Source organism: Kineococcus rhizosphaerae, assembly GCF_003002055.1.
In the GTDB taxonomy this organism is placed as follows: Bacteria; Actinomycetota; Actinomycetes; order Actinomycetales; family Kineococcaceae; genus Kineococcus; species Kineococcus rhizosphaerae.
Genome location: NZ_PVZF01000015.1, coordinates 79,640 through 96,773, shown reverse-complemented (window position 1 = coordinate 96,773; position 17,134 = coordinate 79,640). Strand labels below are relative to the sequence as shown.

13 protein-coding genes are annotated in these 17,134 nt (G+C 76.4%); 10 read left to right on the top strand and 3 right to left on the bottom strand.

The genetic code is table 11. The features are described 5' to 3' along the window. Positions 1-5 precede the first annotated feature (5 nt). Genes CLV37_RS23395 through CLV37_RS23385 form a run of 3 tightly spaced genes read left to right on the top strand, consistent with a single transcriptional unit; the run spans position 6 to position 3,334 of the window. Complete coding sequence (locus CLV37_RS23395; protein ID WP_106215050.1) at positions 6-1,406, top strand: MFS transporter; 1,401 nt, start codon at positions 6-8, stop codon at positions 1,404-1,406. Beyond that, on the top strand, positions 1,403-2,095 hold the full coding sequence (locus CLV37_RS23390; RefSeq protein ID WP_106215048.1) for an SDR family oxidoreductase: 693 nt from the start codon (positions 1,403-1,405) through the stop codon (positions 2,093-2,095). Before CLV37_RS23395 ends, CLV37_RS23390 begins: the two co-directional genes overlap by 4 nt. Positions 2,096-2,143: 48 nt before the next feature. Further along, positions 2,144-3,334 (top strand): MFS transporter, encoded by a 1,191-nt coding sequence (locus tag CLV37_RS23385; RefSeq protein ID WP_106215046.1) that lies wholly within the window; start codon positions 2,144-2,146, stop codon positions 3,332-3,334. A gap of 54 nt (positions 3,335-3,388) precedes the next feature. On the opposite strand, the gene add is transcribed toward CLV37_RS23385, so the two are convergent. Further along, entirely contained in the window at positions 3,389-4,411 is a 1,023-nt protein-coding gene (gene add, locus CLV37_RS23380) for an adenosine deaminase (RefSeq protein ID WP_106215044.1), read from the bottom strand. 138 nt (positions 4,412-4,549) lie between these two features. On the opposite strand from add, the gene CLV37_RS23375 reads away from it, so the two are divergent. The 3 genes from CLV37_RS23375 to CLV37_RS23365 are packed head-to-tail and all read left to right on the top strand — an operon-like array spanning position 4,550 to position 8,816. Then, positions 4,550-5,596 (top strand): alpha/beta hydrolase, encoded by a 1,047-nt coding sequence (locus tag CLV37_RS23375; RefSeq protein WP_106215042.1) that lies wholly within the window; start codon positions 4,550-4,552, stop codon positions 5,594-5,596. A 42-nt stretch (positions 5,597-5,638) separates the two neighbouring features. Further along, the gene (locus tag CLV37_RS23370; RefSeq protein ID WP_106215040.1) at positions 5,639-7,984 is read left to right on the top strand and encodes a putative bifunctional diguanylate cyclase/phosphodiesterase; all 2,346 of its coding nucleotides are present in this window, start codon (positions 5,639-5,641) and stop codon (positions 7,982-7,984) included. Between the two features lie 10 nt (positions 7,985-7,994). Beyond that, a complete protein-coding gene (locus tag CLV37_RS23365) occupies positions 7,995-8,816 on the top strand; it encodes an aldo/keto reductase (RefSeq protein WP_106215038.1) in 822 nt (273 codons plus the stop codon). A 34-nt stretch (positions 8,817-8,850) separates the two neighbouring features. Here the strand turns inward: CLV37_RS23365 and CLV37_RS23360 are convergent, their stop codons facing one another. Then, a complete protein-coding gene (locus CLV37_RS23360) occupies positions 8,851-9,219 on the bottom strand; it encodes an ATP-binding protein (protein ID WP_106215036.1) in 369 nt (122 codons plus the stop codon). Positions 9,220-9,349: 130 nt separating this feature from the next. Between CLV37_RS23360 and CLV37_RS23355 the strand changes: the two genes are divergently transcribed. Together CLV37_RS23355 and CLV37_RS23350 are read left to right on the top strand one after the other, a co-directional pair. Continuing rightward, a complete protein-coding gene (locus tag CLV37_RS23355) occupies positions 9,350-11,104 on the top strand; it encodes a GAF domain-containing SpoIIE family protein phosphatase (protein WP_170127460.1) in 1,755 nt (584 codons plus the stop codon). Continuing rightward, positions 11,101-12,006, top strand: coding sequence for a P1 family peptidase (locus tag CLV37_RS23350; RefSeq protein WP_106215032.1), 906 nt, complete (start codon positions 11,101-11,103; stop codon positions 12,004-12,006). The genes CLV37_RS23355 and CLV37_RS23350 overlap by 4 nt, the downstream gene beginning before the upstream one ends. Before the next feature lie 112 nt (positions 12,007-12,118). On the opposite strand, the gene CLV37_RS27165 is transcribed toward CLV37_RS23350, so the two are convergent. Next, entirely contained in the window at positions 12,119-13,975 is a 1,857-nt protein-coding gene (locus tag CLV37_RS27165; RefSeq protein ID WP_170127459.1) for a diguanylate cyclase domain-containing protein, read from the bottom strand. A 171-nt stretch (positions 13,976-14,146) separates the two neighbouring features. Between CLV37_RS27165 and CLV37_RS23335 the strand changes: the two genes are divergently transcribed. Together CLV37_RS23335 and CLV37_RS23330 are read left to right on the top strand one after the other, a co-directional pair. Then, a complete protein-coding gene (locus CLV37_RS23335) occupies positions 14,147-16,399 on the top strand; it encodes a molybdopterin-dependent oxidoreductase (RefSeq protein ID WP_245885760.1) in 2,253 nt (750 codons plus the stop codon). 54 nt (positions 16,400-16,453) lie between these two features. After that, positions 16,454-17,107: a GNAT family N-acetyltransferase gene (locus tag CLV37_RS23330; protein WP_211298886.1), complete on the top strand. Its 654-nt coding sequence runs from the start codon at positions 16,454-16,456 to the stop codon at positions 17,105-17,107. The last annotated feature ends 27 nt before the right edge of the window (positions 17,108-17,134 follow it).

Here is a 17,134-nt window from a genome sequence, read left to right as displayed (position 1 = left end):
TCCCCATGCCCCATGACAGTCGTCATAAGTCGCCGTGGCTGATCGTGGCGGTCGCCTGCCTCGGCATGACCATGAGCTTCCTGACCATCACGGCCACCACGACGGCCCTCACCTCCCTGGCCGCCGACCTCCGCCTCGGACCCGTCGGGCTCGTCTGGACCTCCAGCGCCTACGCCCTCGCCCTCGCGGCGCTCGTGCTGTCCTCCGGCGCCTTCGGGGACCTCGCCGGACGCCGCACCGTCTTCCAGCTCGGCACGGCCGTCATGGGCGCCGGCGCCGTCGTGACCGCCACCGCCGGGACCCCGGCCGCCGTCATCACCGGCGAGGTCGTCCTCGGCGCCGGCGCCGCGCTCGTCGTCCCGAACTCCCTCGCCCTCGTCACCGGGGCGTTCACCGACCCCCGCCGGCGCGCGTCCGCGGTCGGGGTCTGGGCCGCCTGCTCCGGCGTCGGCCTGGCCGTGGGCCCGCTCGTCGCGGGAGCCCTGCTCGACGCGTTCACCTGGCACGCCGTGTTCCTCGTCGACGTGGCCGTCGCGGTCGTCGTCCTCGCCGCCTCCCCGTTCGTCCTGCCGAACCCCCGGGTCCCCGGCCGCGGCGTCGACGTCCCCGGCACCCTGCTCGCCACGGTGGCCGTCGCCGGGCTCGTCGTGACCGTCGTGGAGGCCGGACGCTCGGGCCTGGCGCCCGTGCCCGTCCTCGCCGCGCTCGGGACCCTCCTCGCCGCAGCGGGTTTCGTCGCCGTCGAGAAGGCGCAGCGGCGCCCGGTCGTCCGGTTCGGGGTCTTCGCGGACCGGCGCACGGTCGCCGCCCTCCTCGTGGCGGGCGTCGCGCTCTTCTCCTTCACCGGCCTCGCCCTGCTGACCACCCTGCAGCTGCAGCGGGCCCAGGGGCTGTCCCCGCTGGCCTCGGGAGTGCACCTGCTCCCGCTCATGGGCGCCTACGTCGTCGTGAGCTCGCTGGCCGCCGCGGTCGTGCGACGCGCCGGGGTGCGCGCCACGCTCGGCGCCGGGCTCGGCGCGACGCTCGTCGGCGTCCTCGTCCTGCACTCCACCGGCGCCGTGCGCGGCCCCGCCGACGCCGGTCTCGTCCTCGTCGGCGCCGGCCTGGGGCTGCTCATCGCCCCCACGACCGCCGTCGTCGTGGGCGGCGTCCCGGCGGAGCTGGCGGGGATGGCCGGCTCCGTGGTCACCACCGTCCGCCAGGTCGGCGCCGCCCTCGGGGGCAGCGTCCTGGGGACCGTCGTCACCCACCGCCTGCCCGAGCACGCCGGCGCCCTCACCCCCGCGGTCCACGACGGGTTCCTCGTCGCCGCCCTCGTCCTGCTCCTCGTCCTGCTGACCACGGCCGTGCTCCTGCGCCCGGCCGCGCGCACCGTCCAAGAAACCCCCGAAGGGATCCTCGCGTGAAGCTCACCGGAACCACCGCCCTCGTCACCGGCGGACTGCGCGGCCTCGGCGCCGCGTTCACCGCCGAACTCCTGGCCCGCGGCGCCACCCGGGTCTACGCCACCGCCCGCGCGGGCGGGGAGCACGACGACCCCCGCGTCGAGGTCGTCCGGCTCGACGTGAACGACGCCGCGGCCGTCGCCGGGCTCGCGGCGCGGGCCGGCGACGTCGACGTCGTCGTCAACAACGCCGGGGTGAGCACGGGGGCGGACCTGCTCACCGGCCCGCTCGACGACGTCCGCGCCGAGTTCGAGACCAACGTGTTCGGCCTCCTGCAGGTCGCCCGGGCCTTCGCGCCCGTGCTGGCCGCCAACGGCGGCGGCGCGCTCGTCGACGTCCACTCGGTCCTGTCCTGGGCCACGTCGGGCACCGGCTACCAGGCGTCCAAGGCCGCGGCGTGGGGCGTGACCAACGGGCTGCGCGCGCTGCTCGCCCCGCAGGGCACCCTCGTCACCGGCGTCCACCTCGGGTACACCGCCACCGACATGACGGCCGGCCTGGACGTGCCCAAGAACGACCCGCGCGACGTCGTGCGCGCCGCCCTCGACGGGGTGGAGCGCGACGAGCACGAGGTCCTGGCCGACGAGGTGTCCCGGCAGGTCAAGACGCTGCTGGCCGGTGACCCCGCGGGGCTGGTCCTGCCCCGCTGAGCGAACCGCCCGTTGACACGCCGCGGCCCGCCCCAGGAGGGTCGTGGCGTGCGGGCGTACGTCGAGGTGCTCACCCCGCGGGACCACCTCCTGCTGGCCGCCAGCGGACTGCTGGCCCGGGTCCCGCTGGCCGTCGTCGGGTTCTCCGCGCTGCTCGTGGTGCGGCGCAGCACGGGGGAGTTCGGGCTCGCCGGGGCGGTCTCGGCGGCGGTCGTCGCCTCGGGCGCGCTCGTCGGGCCCGCCCTCGGGCGCTGGGGCGACCGGCGCGGGCAGACCGTCGCCCTGCGCACGACGGCCCTCGTCGCGGTCCTCGGCGCGCTGCTGTTCGTGGCGGTGACCTCGCTCGACGCGCCGGCGTGGCTCGTGGTGCCCGCCGCCGTCGCCGTGGGGGCCGGGGCCGCGCCCGTCGGCTCGTTCACGCGCACGCGCTGGGCCCGCACCTACCCCCGGGACGGGGACCGCGCCGACCCCCGGCTCGCGACGGCGTTCGCCCTCGAAGGGGTCTTCGACGAACTCGTCTGGGTCGCCGGCCCGGCCCTGGCCTCGCTCGTCGCCGCCCTGGCCGACCCGCGGCTGGCGCTCCTGCTGGCCTGCGGCGCAGGCGCTGCGGGGTGCCTGGCGTTGTCCGCCCAGCGCCACGGCGCCCCCGTGGACACCGTCCGCACGCGGTCGTGGTCCCTGCCCGTCACGACCCCGGACGTCCTCGGGGTCCTGGCCGCGGGGTTCGCCGTCGGCGCGGTGTTCGGGCTGGCCGACCTGTCGGCGGTGGCGCTGACCACCGAGCGGGGGGTCCCCCAGCTCGCCGGGTCCGTCCTCGGCGCCGGGGCGCTGGGGGCCGTCGTGGGCGGCCTCGTCGTCGGGACGCTGCGACCAGTCGCCGACCCCCGGCGCGGGGCGGTGCTGACGTCGGTGTTCTTCGGCTGCGGGTACGCCGCCCTGGCCACCGTCCCCGGCGTCGTCGGGATCCTGCTGCTGAGCTTCGTCGCGGGCGCCACCTACGCGCCGTTCGGCGTCGCGGTGAACCGGCTCGTGGAACGGGCCGCCCCCGCGGCGCGCCTCACCGAGTCCCTGGCCTGGGTGAGCACCGCCGTCACCGCCGGGACGGCCGTGGGGACGGCGCTGGGCGGGCTCGTGGTCGACGCGGCCGGTGCGCGCGGCGGCTACCTCCTCGTCGCGCCGCTGGCGGCCCTGCCGTTCGTGTTCACCCTCGCCGGGACGCGGTGGGGATCGGCACGTTGACTCCGCGGTCCCCTTCAACGGGACCGGGGAGTCAACGTGCCGGAACCCCGGCCCTCACAGCGACGGGGCGACCAGCGCCTCGAACGCGTCGAGCTCGGCCAGGAACCCCTCCTTGACCTCGGCGCTCGCCCACGAGACCTCGATCGCGTTGCGCTGCAACTGGATCAGCTCGTCCGGGGTGAGGTCGGCCGCGCGCGTCAGGTGGACGAGGTTCTCCGTCACGTACCCCCCGAAGTAGGCCGGGTCGTCGGAGTTCACCGTGACCCGGACCCCGCGGCGCAGCAGGTCGGCGATGACCGGGGCCTTGGAGTCGGACGTGACGAACGAGTTCGAGATCGGGCAGCACGTCAGGCCCAGGCCCCGCCGGCGCACCAGCTCCAGCAGGCGCGGGTCCTCCACGACGTTCGTGCCGTGGTCGATGCGGTCCACCTCGATGTCCTCGATCACCTGCCGCAAGTGCTCGACGGTGTCCTCCTGGTCGACGTCGCAGTGCGCCGTCACCTTGAAACCCGCCGCCCGCGCCCGGGCGAACAGGTGGGCGAAGTCGGCCGGCGGGTGGCCGCGCTCGTCGGAGTCCAGGCCGATCCCCACGATCCGGTCGCCGAACTCCAGCATCTGCTCCACGACCGCCTCGGCCGAGGCCAGCGGCAGGTCGCGCACGAGGCACAGGATCAGCCCCGCGCTCATCCCGAACTCCCGCTCGGCGTCGACGACGGCGTCGTGGTAGCCGAGGACGACGTCCTCGAACGCGACCCCGCGCGCCACGTGCACCTGCGGGTCGAAGAACACCTCGGCGTGCCGGACGTTCTGCTGCGCGGCCTTCGTGAAGTACGCCATCGCCAGGTCGCGGAAGTCGGCGCGCGTCACCAGGACGTCCATCGCCGGGTAGTAGACGGCCAGGAACGAGGCGAGGGAGTCGAACGCGTACGTCGCCCGCACCTCCTCCACCGTCGTCTGGCCGAGGTCGACGCCGTTGCGGCGGGCCAGTTCCAGCTTCAGCTCGGGTTCGAGGGTCCCTTCGAGGTGCAGGTGGAGCTCGACCTTGGGCAGGGCGGCGCTGAACGCGGCGAGGTCCATGGCCCCATCCTGCCGCCCGGCCCCCGCCCCGGCGCACGCCGGACGGGCCGCAGCGCAAACGTCACACGCGCGAAACCTGCACGGTCGGTCCGCGGGGGAGCATCGGTCCACGGCTGACCCTCGGCGGGAGGAACCGACGTGCTGCACGCGGACGTGGTGGACGGACTGGTGGACGGACCGGAACTCGACGAACGGCTCACCGACCCCCAGGCGGCGCTGGTCGTCGCCCGGCGGCGGGCGGCGGCGCGCGGTGTCGCGCCCCGGCACCTGGCCGGGCTGGCGGTCGCCCGCGCGCGGGCCCGCCGTGGCGGCCCCGGACCCGTCGACGACGCGGACCTGCTCGTCGCCGACGTCGCGGTGCGCGCCGCGGCCGGCCCCCGCCCCGCCCGCACCTACGTCCCCCGCGCCGGGCACGCCGGCACCGTGCTGTTCCTGCACGGCGGCGGCTGGGCCCTGGGCGACCTGGACACCGACGACCACCTGTGCCGGGCGCTGGCCGTCCAGGCGGGGGTCGCCGTCGTCAGCCTCGCCTACCGGCTGGCGCCCGAGCACCCGTTCCCCGCCGGCCTCGACGACGCCGCGACCGTCCTGGGCGACCTGGCCGACGGCTCGTTCCCCGCGCCGGCCGGTCCGCTGACGGGTCCGCTGGCCGTGGCGGGCGCGGGGGCCGGCGGGCAGCTGGCGGCCCTGCTGGCCCTGCACTGCCGCCGGCCGCACACCCCGGCCGTGCGGCACCAGCTGCTGTTCTGCCCCCTGCTGGACGGCGACCTGACGCGCGGGTCGCACCAGCGGTACGGCGACGGCGGCCTCGGCCTCGGCGTGGAGGACCTCGCCTGGTTCTGGCGCATGTACGTGCCCGACCGCGCGGCGCGGCGCCTGCCGCGGGTCTCGCCGCTGCGCACCCCCGACCTCACCGGGTCGGTGCCGGCCACCGTCGTGGTCGCCGGGGCGGACCCGGCGCGCGACGAGGGCCTCGCCTACGCCCGGGCCCTGCGGGAGGCGGGCACCCGGTGCCGGCCGGTCCTGGTGGAGGGGGTGCCCCACGGGTTCGCCGGGGACCCCGAGCTCGCGGCGGGGGAGCGCGCCGTGCGGGCCGCGGCCGAGCACCTGCGGGCCACCTTCGACGCGCCGCGCGTCGTCGACCTGCGCGACCGTCAGCCGGTGAGCGCCCGACAGCCTTTCTAGAACCGGCCCGTAGCAACGCTGGGTACGGCAAGATGCCTCTCCGTGAGCGTCGTTGCGAGGGGTCCACGGCGCCACCCGGCACCGGGACGGGCCGGGGCGGACGTCGACCCCGCCGCGCGCCCCGACCCCCGCGCCGCCCCCGCCACGCGGCTCCTGCTCGCCGGCGCCGCCCTCTACGGGCTCGTCTGCGCCGCCGCCGCCCTCGGCCTGGTCCCCGCCGGAACCGGTCGCCTCGCCGACGCCACCCTCGGCAACGTCGTGGAGCTCGGCGTCCTCGTCGCGCTCACCCGGCGGGCCCGGCGCAGCCGCGGGAGCGACGGGTACTGGACGCTGCTCGCCGTCGGCGTCGGCGCCTACTGCGTCTCGGAGGTGGCCTTCGACGTCGCCGAGGCCGTCCTCGGACGCGGCGTGCGGGACGTCACCGGCCTCGAGCTCGGCTACGTCGTCGGCTACGGGGCGCTGCTGGCCGCCGCCGTACGGCTCGTGTGGGTCGGTGCCCGGCGCTGGCGCGTGGGCTACGTCGCCGAGGCCCTCGGGATCCTGCTGATCACCGTCGCCCTGGCCCAGGAGTACGTGGTCCACCCCCTCGTCGCCGGCGGCCGGCCCTCGGCCCTGGTCGCGTCGTGGGTCACGCTCGTCGTCCTCGACGCCCTCCTGCTCGCCGGCAGCGTCGTCGTCGCCGCCCGCTCCGGGCGCGCCTGGTGGCTGCCGGCCGCCGGGTTCGGCCTGCTCACCGCCGCGGACACGACCTTCACCGTCGTCTCCCTCACCGGCCGCTACGCCCCCGGCAGCGGGGTCGACGCGATCGCCGTCGCCGGCCTGACCCTCCTGGGCGTCGCCGCGCTGCGGATCCGGACCCCCTCCGCCGCCAGCGGGCGCAGCCGGCTCTCCATCGTCGTCACCCCCGCCGTCGTCCTGCCCACCGGCTTCGGGCTGCTCGTCGTCGACCACGTCGACCGGCTCAGCGGGTCCGCCGTCTGGCTCACCGCCGGGGCCTGCGCCGCCGCGCTCGTCCGGCTCGTCCTGTCGCAGTCCGAGCTCCTCGAGCTCGCCACCCTGCGCCGCGAAGCCCTCACCGACGACCTCACGGGCATCGCCAACCGCCGCGCGCTGCTCGCCGACCTCGAACGCCGCTGCGCCGCCGACGCCCCCTTCGCGCTCGCCATCGTCGACCTCGACCGGTTCAAGGAGGTCAACGACGGCCTCGGCCACGCCGCCGGGGACGAGCTCCTGCGCCAGGTCGTCGGCCAGCTCCTGCAGGCCGCGCCGGAGCCCGCCGTCGTGGCCCGCCTCGGTGGCGACGAGCTCGCCCTCGTCCTGCCGGGCACCGCGGGGGAGGCCGCCGTCGCCGACGTCGTCGCCGTGCACGCGGCGATGGTCCGCTCGTACGTCCTGCTCGGGCACCGCGTCCACGTCGCCGCCAGCCTGGGCGTCGCCAGCTTCCCCGTCGACGCCCAGCGCCCCTCCGACCTGCTGCGCTGCGCCGACATCGCCATGTACGAGGCCAAGACCCTCGGCGGGGCCGTGTGCGCGTTCGGCACGGGCGAGGCCGGCGCGGGCCGTACGCGCCCCAGCCTGACCCTCATGACGCAGCTGCGCTCCGCCCTCGGCCTCGTCGAGGCCGCCGACGCCGACTGCGGCCAGCTCGTCGTGCTGTTCCAGCCGCAGCTCGACCTTGCCCGCGACGCCGTCTGCGGCGCCGAGGCCCTCGTGCGCTGGGACCACCCCGAGCTCGGCGTGCTCACCCCCGCCGAGTTCCTCGACGAGGCCGAACGGCACGGCCTCATGGGCCACCTCACCCACCACGTCCTCGACCGGGCCCTGGCCGCCGCGGCCGGCTGGCCCACCCGCTCCGGCGACCAGCGGCTGCGGCTGGCCGTGAACCTGTCGGCCACCAACCTGCTCGATGTCGACCTGCCCGCCCGCGTCGCCGGGCTGCTGCACCGCCACGGCCAGGACCCCGGGACGCTCGTCCTGGAGATCACCGAGACCGTCCTCATGAGCCGGTCCCCCCGCACCCGCTCGGTGCTGGAGGGGCTGCGCGCGCTGGGGGTGGGCCTGTCCATCGACGACTTCGGGACCGGGTACTCCTCGCTGGCCTACCTGAAGGAACTGCCCGTCGAGGAGGTCAAGCTCGACCGCAGCTTCGTCGCCGACATCGCCCACGACGACCGCTCGGCCGCCATCGTGGCCTCCACGATCTGGCTCGGGCACCGGCTCGGGGTCCGCATCGTCGGCGAGGGGGTCGAGACCGCACGGACCCTGGAGGTCCTGCGCGGCCTGCGGTGCGACACGACGCAGGGTTTCCTGCACTCGCGGCCGCTGGTCGCGGACGAGTTCGAGCGGTGGCTCGCGGCCCGCCGCGCCGGGGTCGGCACCGCGCCGTAGGGTCCGGCGTGTGACTGTTCCCCTGAAGAAGCTGCACGACGGCGTCGAGATCCCCCAGCTGGGGTTCGGGGTCTGGCAGGTCCCCCCGGAGCAGACGGCCGAGGTCGTCCTGCAGGCCCTGCAGGCGGGGTACCGCCACATCGACACCGCCGCCGGGTACGGCAACGAGGCCGGTGTCGGTGACGCCCTGCGCGCCAGCGGGATCGCCCGCGAGGACGTGTTCATCACCACCAAGCTCGCCAACAGCGAGCACGGCCGGGACAAGACCCTCGCCGCCTTCGACGACTCGATGGCCAAGCTCGGCCTCGACTACCTCGACCTCTACCTCATCCACTGGCCCACGCAGGCCGACGACTACGTCGAGACCTGGCAGGCGTTCGAGGAGATCAAGGCCTCCGGGCGCGTGCGCACCATCGGGGTCTCGAACTTCCAGAAGACCCACCTGCGCAAGCTCCTCGACGAGACCGGCACCGTCCCGACCGTCAACCAGGTCGAGGTCCACCCCTACCTCGTGCAGTCCGACCTGCGCGGTTTCAACGACGAGCACGGCATCGCGACCGAGGCCTGGAGCCCGCTGGCGCAGCGCCTGAACCTCGTCGGGGACCCGGTCGTCACCGGCATCGCCGGCGACCTCGGCCGCACCCCCGCCCAGGTCGTCATCCGCTGGCACCTGCAGCAGGGCAACATCGTCATCCCCAAGTCCGTCACGCCCGAACGCATCGTCGCGAACTTCGACGTCACCGGGTTCGAGCTGAGCGACGACCAGGTCGCGGCGATCACGGCCCTGGACCGCGACGAGCGCACCGGCCCGGACCCCGACGTCTTCGGCTGACCGACCGGGCCGCGCCGGGCGGCGTCAGGTCGGGTCAGCTCAGGGCGAGCTCGAACCACACGGTCTTGCCCGTGGCGGCCGTGTCCGAACCCCACCGGCGGGCGAGGGTGTCGACGAGCGCGACACCCCGTCCGCCGGTCGCCGTCGGCGGCACGTGCCGCACCAGCGGCCGTCCCGGCCCGCCGTCGCTCACCGAGACCCGCACCGACCCGTCGAGCCGGCGGAACCGGACCTCGATGGGCTCGCCGCCGTGCCGGACGGCGTTCGTCACCAGCTCCGTCGTCAGCAGCTCCAGCGTCTGCTGCGCCTGCCGGGTCAGCGACAACGAGGAGACCTGCTCGCGCAGCCACGACCGCGTGCGCCGAGCAGCCGACGGGTCAGCCCGCAGCTCCAGACGCGTCATGCCACCTCGGTTCGTCCCGGCAACCCCGTGCCCCGTTCGACGTCTCCAACTCTGGCACCGCGCGCCGCACAGGCAACCCGGGCGGGGGACGCTGATGCCGACGCGCGGTCAGACCAGCGATGATGCACCGGTGCAGGACGCGCCGGGCGAGCAGGGCCCTCTCGAAGCGGTCAGCGAGCTGGCCGAGACCACCCTGCTGCCCGCCCGCCCCGACGCCGACCTGGACCGGTTCGCGCGCCTGGGCACCACCGCCCTCGGCACCCCCGTCGCCCTCGTCTCCATGGTCAGCCGCCACGGGCAGGTGTTCCCCGGGTCCGTCGGCCTGCCCGAACCGTGGCAGAGCGCGCGCGAGACGCCGCTGACCCACTCCCTGTGCCAGCACGTCGTCACCTCCGGCAAGCCGTTCACCGTCGAGGACGCCCGCCTGGACCCCCTGACCCGCGACTCCCTGGCCATCCCCGACCTCGGCGTCGTCGCCTACGCCGGTGTCCCGCTGCGCCTGCCCGACCCGCGCACCGGTGTCGCCGCCCCCGACGCCCCCGTCGTCGGCGTCCTGTGCGCCATCGACGGCGCACCCCGGTCGTGGACGAGCGAGCAGCTCGGGGTCCTGGAGGACCTCGCGGCGGCATGCGCGGCCGAGCTCGGCCTGCGTCTGCTCGAGGAGCGCAACCGGCTGCTGCTCAGCCTCGGGGACGCGCTCGTCGGCGCCCGCACCGTCGAGGAGGTCAGCGCCACCGTCGCCGCCGTGACCCGCTCCGAGCTCGGCGGGGCGTGGTCGGGGCTGCTGCTGCCCGACGGGCCCCGCCGGCTGCGCTTCGTCGACCTCGACACCCTGCCGCCCGGCACGTCCGCGGCCTGGCGGACCATCGACCTCGACGCCCCCGTCCCCTCCGCGGCCGCCGCCCGCGAGCGCCGCCCGCTCCTGTTCGCCGACGTGGCCGAGCTGCGCGCGGCGTTCCCCGACGTCGAGGGCAAGGCGGCGATGCCTGACTTCGCGGCCTCGGCCTACCTCCCGCTGCTCGTGCAGGACCGGCTCGTCGGGGTGCTGTGCCTGGTCTGGGAATCGCCCCGCCAGACCCTGGAGGCCGAGGCCGACGTGTGGAGCGCGCTGGCGCGGTTCACCGCCCAGGCCCTGGACCGGGCGACGCTCGACGCGGACCGGCGCTCGCGCGCGCACGTGCTGCAGGCGTCCCTGCTGCCGCGGCTGCCGGAGGCGACCGGGCGGCTGCAGGTGCGGGGCCGGTACGTGCCGGCCTCGCGCGAGGACCAGATCGGCGGGGACTGGTACGACGTCGTCGTCGGCTCCGGGGCCGACCCGGGGTCCGCGACGCTGGTGCTGGGCGACGTCGTGGGGCACGACATGGCCGCCGCGGCGACCATGGCCCAGGTCCGGGGGCTGCTGCGGGCCTTCGTGTGGGAGGGCGGCCCCTCACCCACCGGGCCGGTGGAGCGGCTGGACCGGGCGCTGGCCGGGCTGGGCATCGACGCGCTCGCCACGCTCGTCGTGGCCTGCGTGCAGGACACCACCGACGGGTTCGTCGTGCGCTGGACCAACGCGGGGCACCCGCCGCCGGTGCTGCTGCTGCCCGACGGGCGCACCGAGCTGCTCGACGCCGCCTCGGACCTCCTGGTGGGGCTGGTGCCGGAGTCCCCGCGGCACGAGCACGTCGTGACGGTCCCGGCGGGCTCGACGCTGGTGCTCTACACCGACGGGCTCATCGAGCACCGGGGCCGCAGCCTGGCCGGTGGCCTGGACCGGGTGCGGGAGTCGTTGCGGCGCGGCCGGTCGCTGGAGCTGGACGAACTGCTGGACGTGCTGCTGGCCGAGCTGGTGGGCAACTGGGGCGAGGACGACTGCGCCCTGCTGGCGGTGCGGTTCCCGTGAGCGGGCAGCTCACCGACGTCGCCGGGCTGCAGGTCGGGCACCTCACGCGCCGCGGGGACGGCTGGCTCACGGGGGTCACCGTCGTCCTCACCCCGCCGGGCACGGTCGGCGGGGTCGACGTGCGCGGCGGCGGCCCGGGCACCCACGAGACCGACGCGCTGGACCCGCGGACCCTCGTGCCCACCGTCGACGCCGTCGTGCTCACCGGCGGGTCGGCCTACGGGCTCGTCACGGCCCACGGCGTGCAGCGCTTCCTCGCCGAGCGCGGCCGCGGGTTCGCCGTGGGCGACGGGCCCGGGGAGGTCGTCCCGATCGTGCCCGCCGCCGCCGTCTTCGACCTGGGCCGCGGCGGGGTGTTCGCCCACCACCCGACGGAGGCCATGGGGTACGCGGCGGCGGCCGCGGCCACCGGCGGCGACGTGGCCCGCGGGGTCGTGGGCGCCGGGACGGGCGCGCTCGTGGGGGGCCGGTTCAAGGGCGGGGTCGGGACCGCGTCCGCCCGGGCCGGCGGGTGCGTCGTGGCGGCGCTGGCGGTCGTCAACGCCGTCGGGCTGCCGGTCGGGGCCGTCGCGGCGGGACCGGTCGTGCCCGGGCCGCTGAACACCACCCTGGTCGTCGTCGGCACCGACGCAGCGCTCGACCCCGCGGAGACCTCGCGGACGGCGACCGCGGCCCACGCGGGCCTGGCGCGGGCGCTGGACCCCGTCCACACCCTCGCCGACGGCGACACGGTGTTCGCCCTGGCGACGGGGGGCGTGGCGCTCGCGGACGATCGGCGGGAGCGGGTGGGGCAGCTCGTGGAGCTCCAGCGGGTCGCCGCCGACGTCGTGCGCGAGGCGGTGCTGGACGGGGTCGCCGCGGCCGAGGACGTCGGCGACTGGCCGCGCTTCCCCCTTCCCTGAGCCCCCACCTCCCTCCGCGATCGAGGAATCCCTCGCCGCGATCGAGGAACAGTGCGCGGTGGGAGGCCGGTGTCGTCCTTGATCGCGGTGAGGGATTCCTCGATCGCGGGGGTCAGCTGCCGGTGCGCAGGTCGATCGTGCGGTGCACCCGGCCGGCGGGGGAGGCGGCGCGCACGCGGCCCTTCCCGGCGCCCTTGGCCTCGTACATGGCCTGGTCGGCCTGCTGCAGGACGCGGGTGGCGTCCTGCCCGGCGTCGGCCATGGCCAGGCCCACGCTGATGCCGACGTCGAACCGCCAGCCGGCGACGGGGAACGGGTCGGCCATGGCGGCCACGACGCGGTCGGCGATGTCGCGGGCGGCGTCCTCGTCGGGCAGGTCGGGGCAGACGATCGCGAACTCGTCGCCGCCGATGCGGGCGACGGTGTCCCCGGGGCGCACGGCGGCGGTGAGGCGGTCGGCGACGTCGATGAGGACGTGGTCGCCGGCGGCGTGACCGCCGGTGTCGTTGACGGGTTTGAAGTCGTCGAGGTCGCAGTACAGCAGCGCGACCCGCTCGCCGCTGCGGGCGGCGGCCGACAGCGCGTGCCGCACCCGGTCCTCCAGGAGGGTGCGGTTGGGCAGCCCGGTCAGCGGGTCGTGCAGGGCCGCCTCGCGCAGGCGGCGCTGGACGAGCCGGCGCTGGGTGACGTCGGCGACCTGGACGACGGCGCCGACCTCACCGGGGCGGCCGTCGTCGCCGGGGGTCGGCCAGGCCGCGGCGGCCAGTTCGAGCCAGATCTCGCCGTCGCCGTGCTGGAGCTCGGCGTGCCAGTGCGCCTGGCGGCCCTGGCCCACCTCGCGGGCCATCTCGGTGACGGCCTCGACGAAGACCTCGCGGTGCTCGGGGTGGACCTGCTCGGACCAGTCCGAGCCGACGGGGACGTCGACGCCGAGCATCGACTGCAGGCGTTCGTTGACGCGGGCGACGACGGCGGAACCGTCGGGGCGCAGGCGCAGCAGGGCGACGCCGAGCAGGGCGTCGTCGAAGGTGCGGCGGAAGACCTCCTCGCGCCGGCCGGCGAGGTCGGCGGCCCGTTCGCGGGAGCGGACGACGAGGGACATGACGAGGGCGACGGCGCCGGAGGTGAACAGCAGCGCCTGCAGGACGACGGAGCCCTGCGGGCCGAGCTCGCGGTAGGGGCCGAGGTGGGCGGCGGTGCCGCTGGTGGCGACGACGGCGACGACGAGCTGGCACGTCAGGGCGCGGCCGACGCCGAGGCGGGCCGCGCCCCACAGGATGGGGACGACGACGAGGAAGGACCAGGGGCCGGGGGCGGAGTTCCAGAAGACGGCGGCGGACACGCCCGCGGAGACGGCCAGGACCAGCAGCCACTCCGTCAGGGCCGCGCGGGAGCGTCGCGCGTCCCCGGTCTCGGGCCGCTGCGGCACGAGCAGCGCGGGCGCGAGCAGCAGGATCCCGAGCAGCTGGCTCAGGGCGTAGGGACCGGCGGGGCCGGCGGTCTGCACGAGCAGGGCGGAGGTGGCGACGCCGGCGACCGCGCCGGCGGTCAGCCGCCACGCGTCGCGGCCCCGTCGCAAGCGCGCAGACTCCCCTCGGCCGAGTGCGGAGACCAGCGCTGCGCCGACCCCGCACTGCAGCGCCTGCGCGCTCGCGAACACCGCCGTGTCGGACCTGTCCAGCTGCAGGAGGTGGCAGGCGGCCACCGTCCCCACGAGCGTCCCGGCGACGCACCACCACCGCCGGGCCGGGCGGCGCACCGCCAGGGCCAGGGCTGCCCCCGCAGCCGGCCACCAGACGACGTCGGCGGGGCTGGAGGCCCCGACGAGCGCGGGCACCACCGTGGACAGGACGGCCACGACGGCGGCCGTCGTGATCGCGAGCCGCAGCCCGCCGCCGCGCACGCGGGCGGCGGGGTGGGTGACGCGGCCGGGGGCACCCGTCCGGTCCTGCTGCGGTCTGGCGATCATGCCCTGCTCCTCGGCAGGTCCGCGCGGTTCCTTGAGTGCTCCGTCCGGGTGAATCCGGATCGTGTCCGAAACGTCACCCGGTAACCGTAAGTGACTATGCGTCACGTTGCGCTGCATCGGGGCCGCGTCGCGCGTCGCCGGGGCCGGCGTCGGACGCGGGACACTGGTCGGGTGAGCACCCCGCACTCCTCCCACTGGGGCGCGTTCTCCGCGCAGACCACCGACGACGGGGTGGTGGTCACCGCGCACCCCGACGACCCCGAGCCCTCGGCGCTGCTGGCCAACGTGCCCGTGGCCGCCACCCCCACGGCCCGGGTGCTGCGCCCGCACGTGCGGCGCGGGTGGTGGGAGGACGGCCCGGGCCCCGACGAGCGCCGCGGCCGCGACGAGTTCCTCCCGGTGGAGTGGGACGAGCTGCTGGACCGGGTGGCCGCGGAGTACACCCGCGTCCTGGGCGACCACGGGCCCCGCGCGGTGTACGCGGGCTCGTACGGCTGGGCCAGCGCGGGCCGGTTCCACCACGCCCAGAGCCAGCTGCACCGGTTCTCCCACGTGCTCGGCGGCGCCGTCCGCTCGTCGTGGACGTACAGCCACGGCGTCGGGGAGGTCCTGCTGCCCCACGTCGTCGGCAACCAGGAGCCGCTGCTGTCCCCGACGTCGTGGGCCAGCGTCGAGGAGAGCACCGACCTCGTCATCGCCCTCGGCGGGCTGCCCGCGAAGAACTCCGAGGTCGCCTCCGGGGGCATCAGCCGGCACGAGGTCGCGGGCCGCCTGCGCGGGGCCCGGGCCCGCGGCGCCGAGTTCGTCCTCGTCTCCCCGCTGCGCGACGACCTGGCCGCCGAGCTCGGCGCGCAGTGGCTCGACGTCGTCCCCGGGACCGACGCCGCGCTGCTGCTGGCGCTGTGCCACGTGCTGCTGACCGACGGCACGTACGACCGGGAGTTCCTGGCCACGTGCACGCACGGGGCGGACGAGTTCCTGGCCACCCTCGCCGACCGGACCCCCGAGTGGGCCGAGGCGATCACCGGGATCCCGGCCGCGACGATCCGCGACCTCGCCCGGCGCGCGGTCCGCGGCCGCACGATGGTCACGGTCAGCTGGTCCGTGGCCCGCACCCGCTTCGGTGAGCAACCCCTGTGGGCGGCCGTCGCGTTCGCGGCCATGCTCGGCCAGATCGGGTTGCCCGGCGGGGGCTTCGGGCACGGCTACGCCTCGACGGGCGGCGTCGGGAAGCGGGCGGGGTCCTACCCGCTGCCGACCTTCCCGCAGTTCGCGGACCCGCTGCGCGTGCGGATCCCCGTCGCCCGGATCGCCGACGCGCTCCTGCACCCGGGGGAGGCGTACGAGGTCGACGGCCGCCACGAGACCTACCCGCACCTGCGGCTCGTGCACTGGGCCGGTGGCAACCCGTTCCACCACCACCAGGACCTGCAGCGGCTGCAGCGCGCGTTCCGCGCCGCCGAGACCGTGATCGTCCACGAACCGTTCTGGACGTCGACGGCCCGGCACGCCGACGTCGTGTTCGCCTCGACGACGACGCTGGAGCGCGACGACGTCGGCGCCGCGCGCTACGACGACCGGCTCATCGCGATGGGCCGCGTCCACGAACCCCTCGGGCAGGCCCGCGACGACTACGCGACCCTGTCCGGGCTCGCCGAGCGGCTGGGAGTCGGCCCGCGGTTCACCGAGGGACGCACCGCGCCGCAGTGGGTGGAGCACCTCTACGAGCAGTGGCGCTCGGGGCCGGCCGCCCGCGCGGGGATCGACGCCCCGCTCTACCCGGAGTTCGTGGCCGCGGGGGAGTTCGTGCTGCCCGCCGAACCCGCCGAGAAGGTGATGTTCGCCGGCTTCCGCGCCGACCCGGCGAGGTTCCCGCTGCGCACGCCCAGCGGCCGGATCGAGCTGCACTCCGAGACGGTCGCGGGTTTCGGGTACGACGACTGCCCCGGCCACCCCGTGTGGCTGGCGCCCGAGGAGGTCCCCGACCCCGAGTTCCCCCTGCACCTCGTCGCCAACAACCCCGCCACCCGGCTGCACAGCCAGCTCGACCACGGCGCCACGTCGCAGGCCGGGAAGGTCGCCGGCCGCGAACCGGTGCGGATGCACCCCGCGGACGCGGCGGACCGGGACCTGCGCGACGGCCAGGTCGTCGTCCTGCGCAGCCGGCGGGGCAGCTGCCTGGGCGGGCTCGTGGTCTCCGGCGCGGTGCGCCGGGGCGTGGTGCAGATGTCGACGGGCGCCTGGTTCGACCCCGTCGCCGGCGCCGAGGCGGGCGTGACGTGCGGTCACGGCAACGTCAACGTGCTCACCCGCGACGTCGGGTCGTCGCGGCTGGCGCAGGCCTGCACCGGCCAGCACGCGACGGTCCAGGTGAGCGCGTTCGCGGGGGTCGCGCCGCGGGTGACGGTGTTCGACCAGCCCTGACCCCGGCCCGGAAACCGCTGGTCCCGGGGGCGGGGCCGCGACACCCTGGGACGGGTGATCCCCGTCGAGCTGCACCCCTTCGCCGCCCTGCGCGCCGTCGTCGCCCACCCCGACGGCGACGTCGAGCTGCGCGCCGGGGACCTCGACGGCGTCCTCGAGCTCGCGCGGGTGGCCGCCCGCGGCGTCCACGGGCCCGGCGAGCACCCGTTCAGCACCCCGTGGACCGACTGCGACCCCGCCGAGCGGGCCCGCCGCACCTTCCGCTGGCAGCTCGGCGGGTGGAGCTCGTGGACGCCGCAGGACTGGCGCCTGGACCTCGTCGTCCGCCGCGGCGGGACCGTCGTCGGCACCCAGTCGCTGGAGGCGCGGCACTTCCGGGAGCTGCGCGAGGTCGTCACGGGCTCCTGGCTCGGCCTGGAGCACCAGGGCCGCGGTACCGGGGGGCTCATGCGGGCCGCCGCGCTGCACCTGGCCTTCGCGGGCCTGGGCGCCACGAGCGCCCGCAGCGACGCGTTCGTCGACAACCCGCGCTCGCTGGGCGTCTCGCGCCGGCTCGGCTACGTCGACGACGGCGTCAGCCGCGTCCTGCGGGACGGGGTCCCGGCCGTCCAGCAGCGGTTGCGGCTGGACGCGGCGGGCTGGACCGCCCGCGAGCGCCCGGCGGTCCACCTGGAGGGGGTGGAGCCTGTGCTCGCGGCCCTCACATAGCGTGATCGCGCGAGAACTTCAAGGTTC

Excerpts from the sequence above, each read along its gene's own strand:
- CLV37_RS23360 (WP_106215036.1), bottom strand. The coding sequence starts at position 9,219 with ATGACGCGTCTGGAGCTGCGGGCTGACCCGTCGGCTGCTCGGCGCACG.
- add (WP_106215044.1), bottom strand. The coding sequence starts at position 4,411 with ATGGACCTCGCCGCGTTCAGCGCCGCCCTGCCCAAGGTCGAGCTCCAC.
- CLV37_RS23395 (WP_106215050.1), top strand. The coding sequence starts at position 6 with ATGCCCCATGACAGTCGTCATAAGTCGCCGTGGCTGATCGTGGCGGTC.
- CLV37_RS27165 (WP_170127459.1), bottom strand. The coding sequence starts at position 13,975 with ATGATCGCCAGACCGCAGCAGGACCGGACGGGTGCCCCCGGCCGCGTC.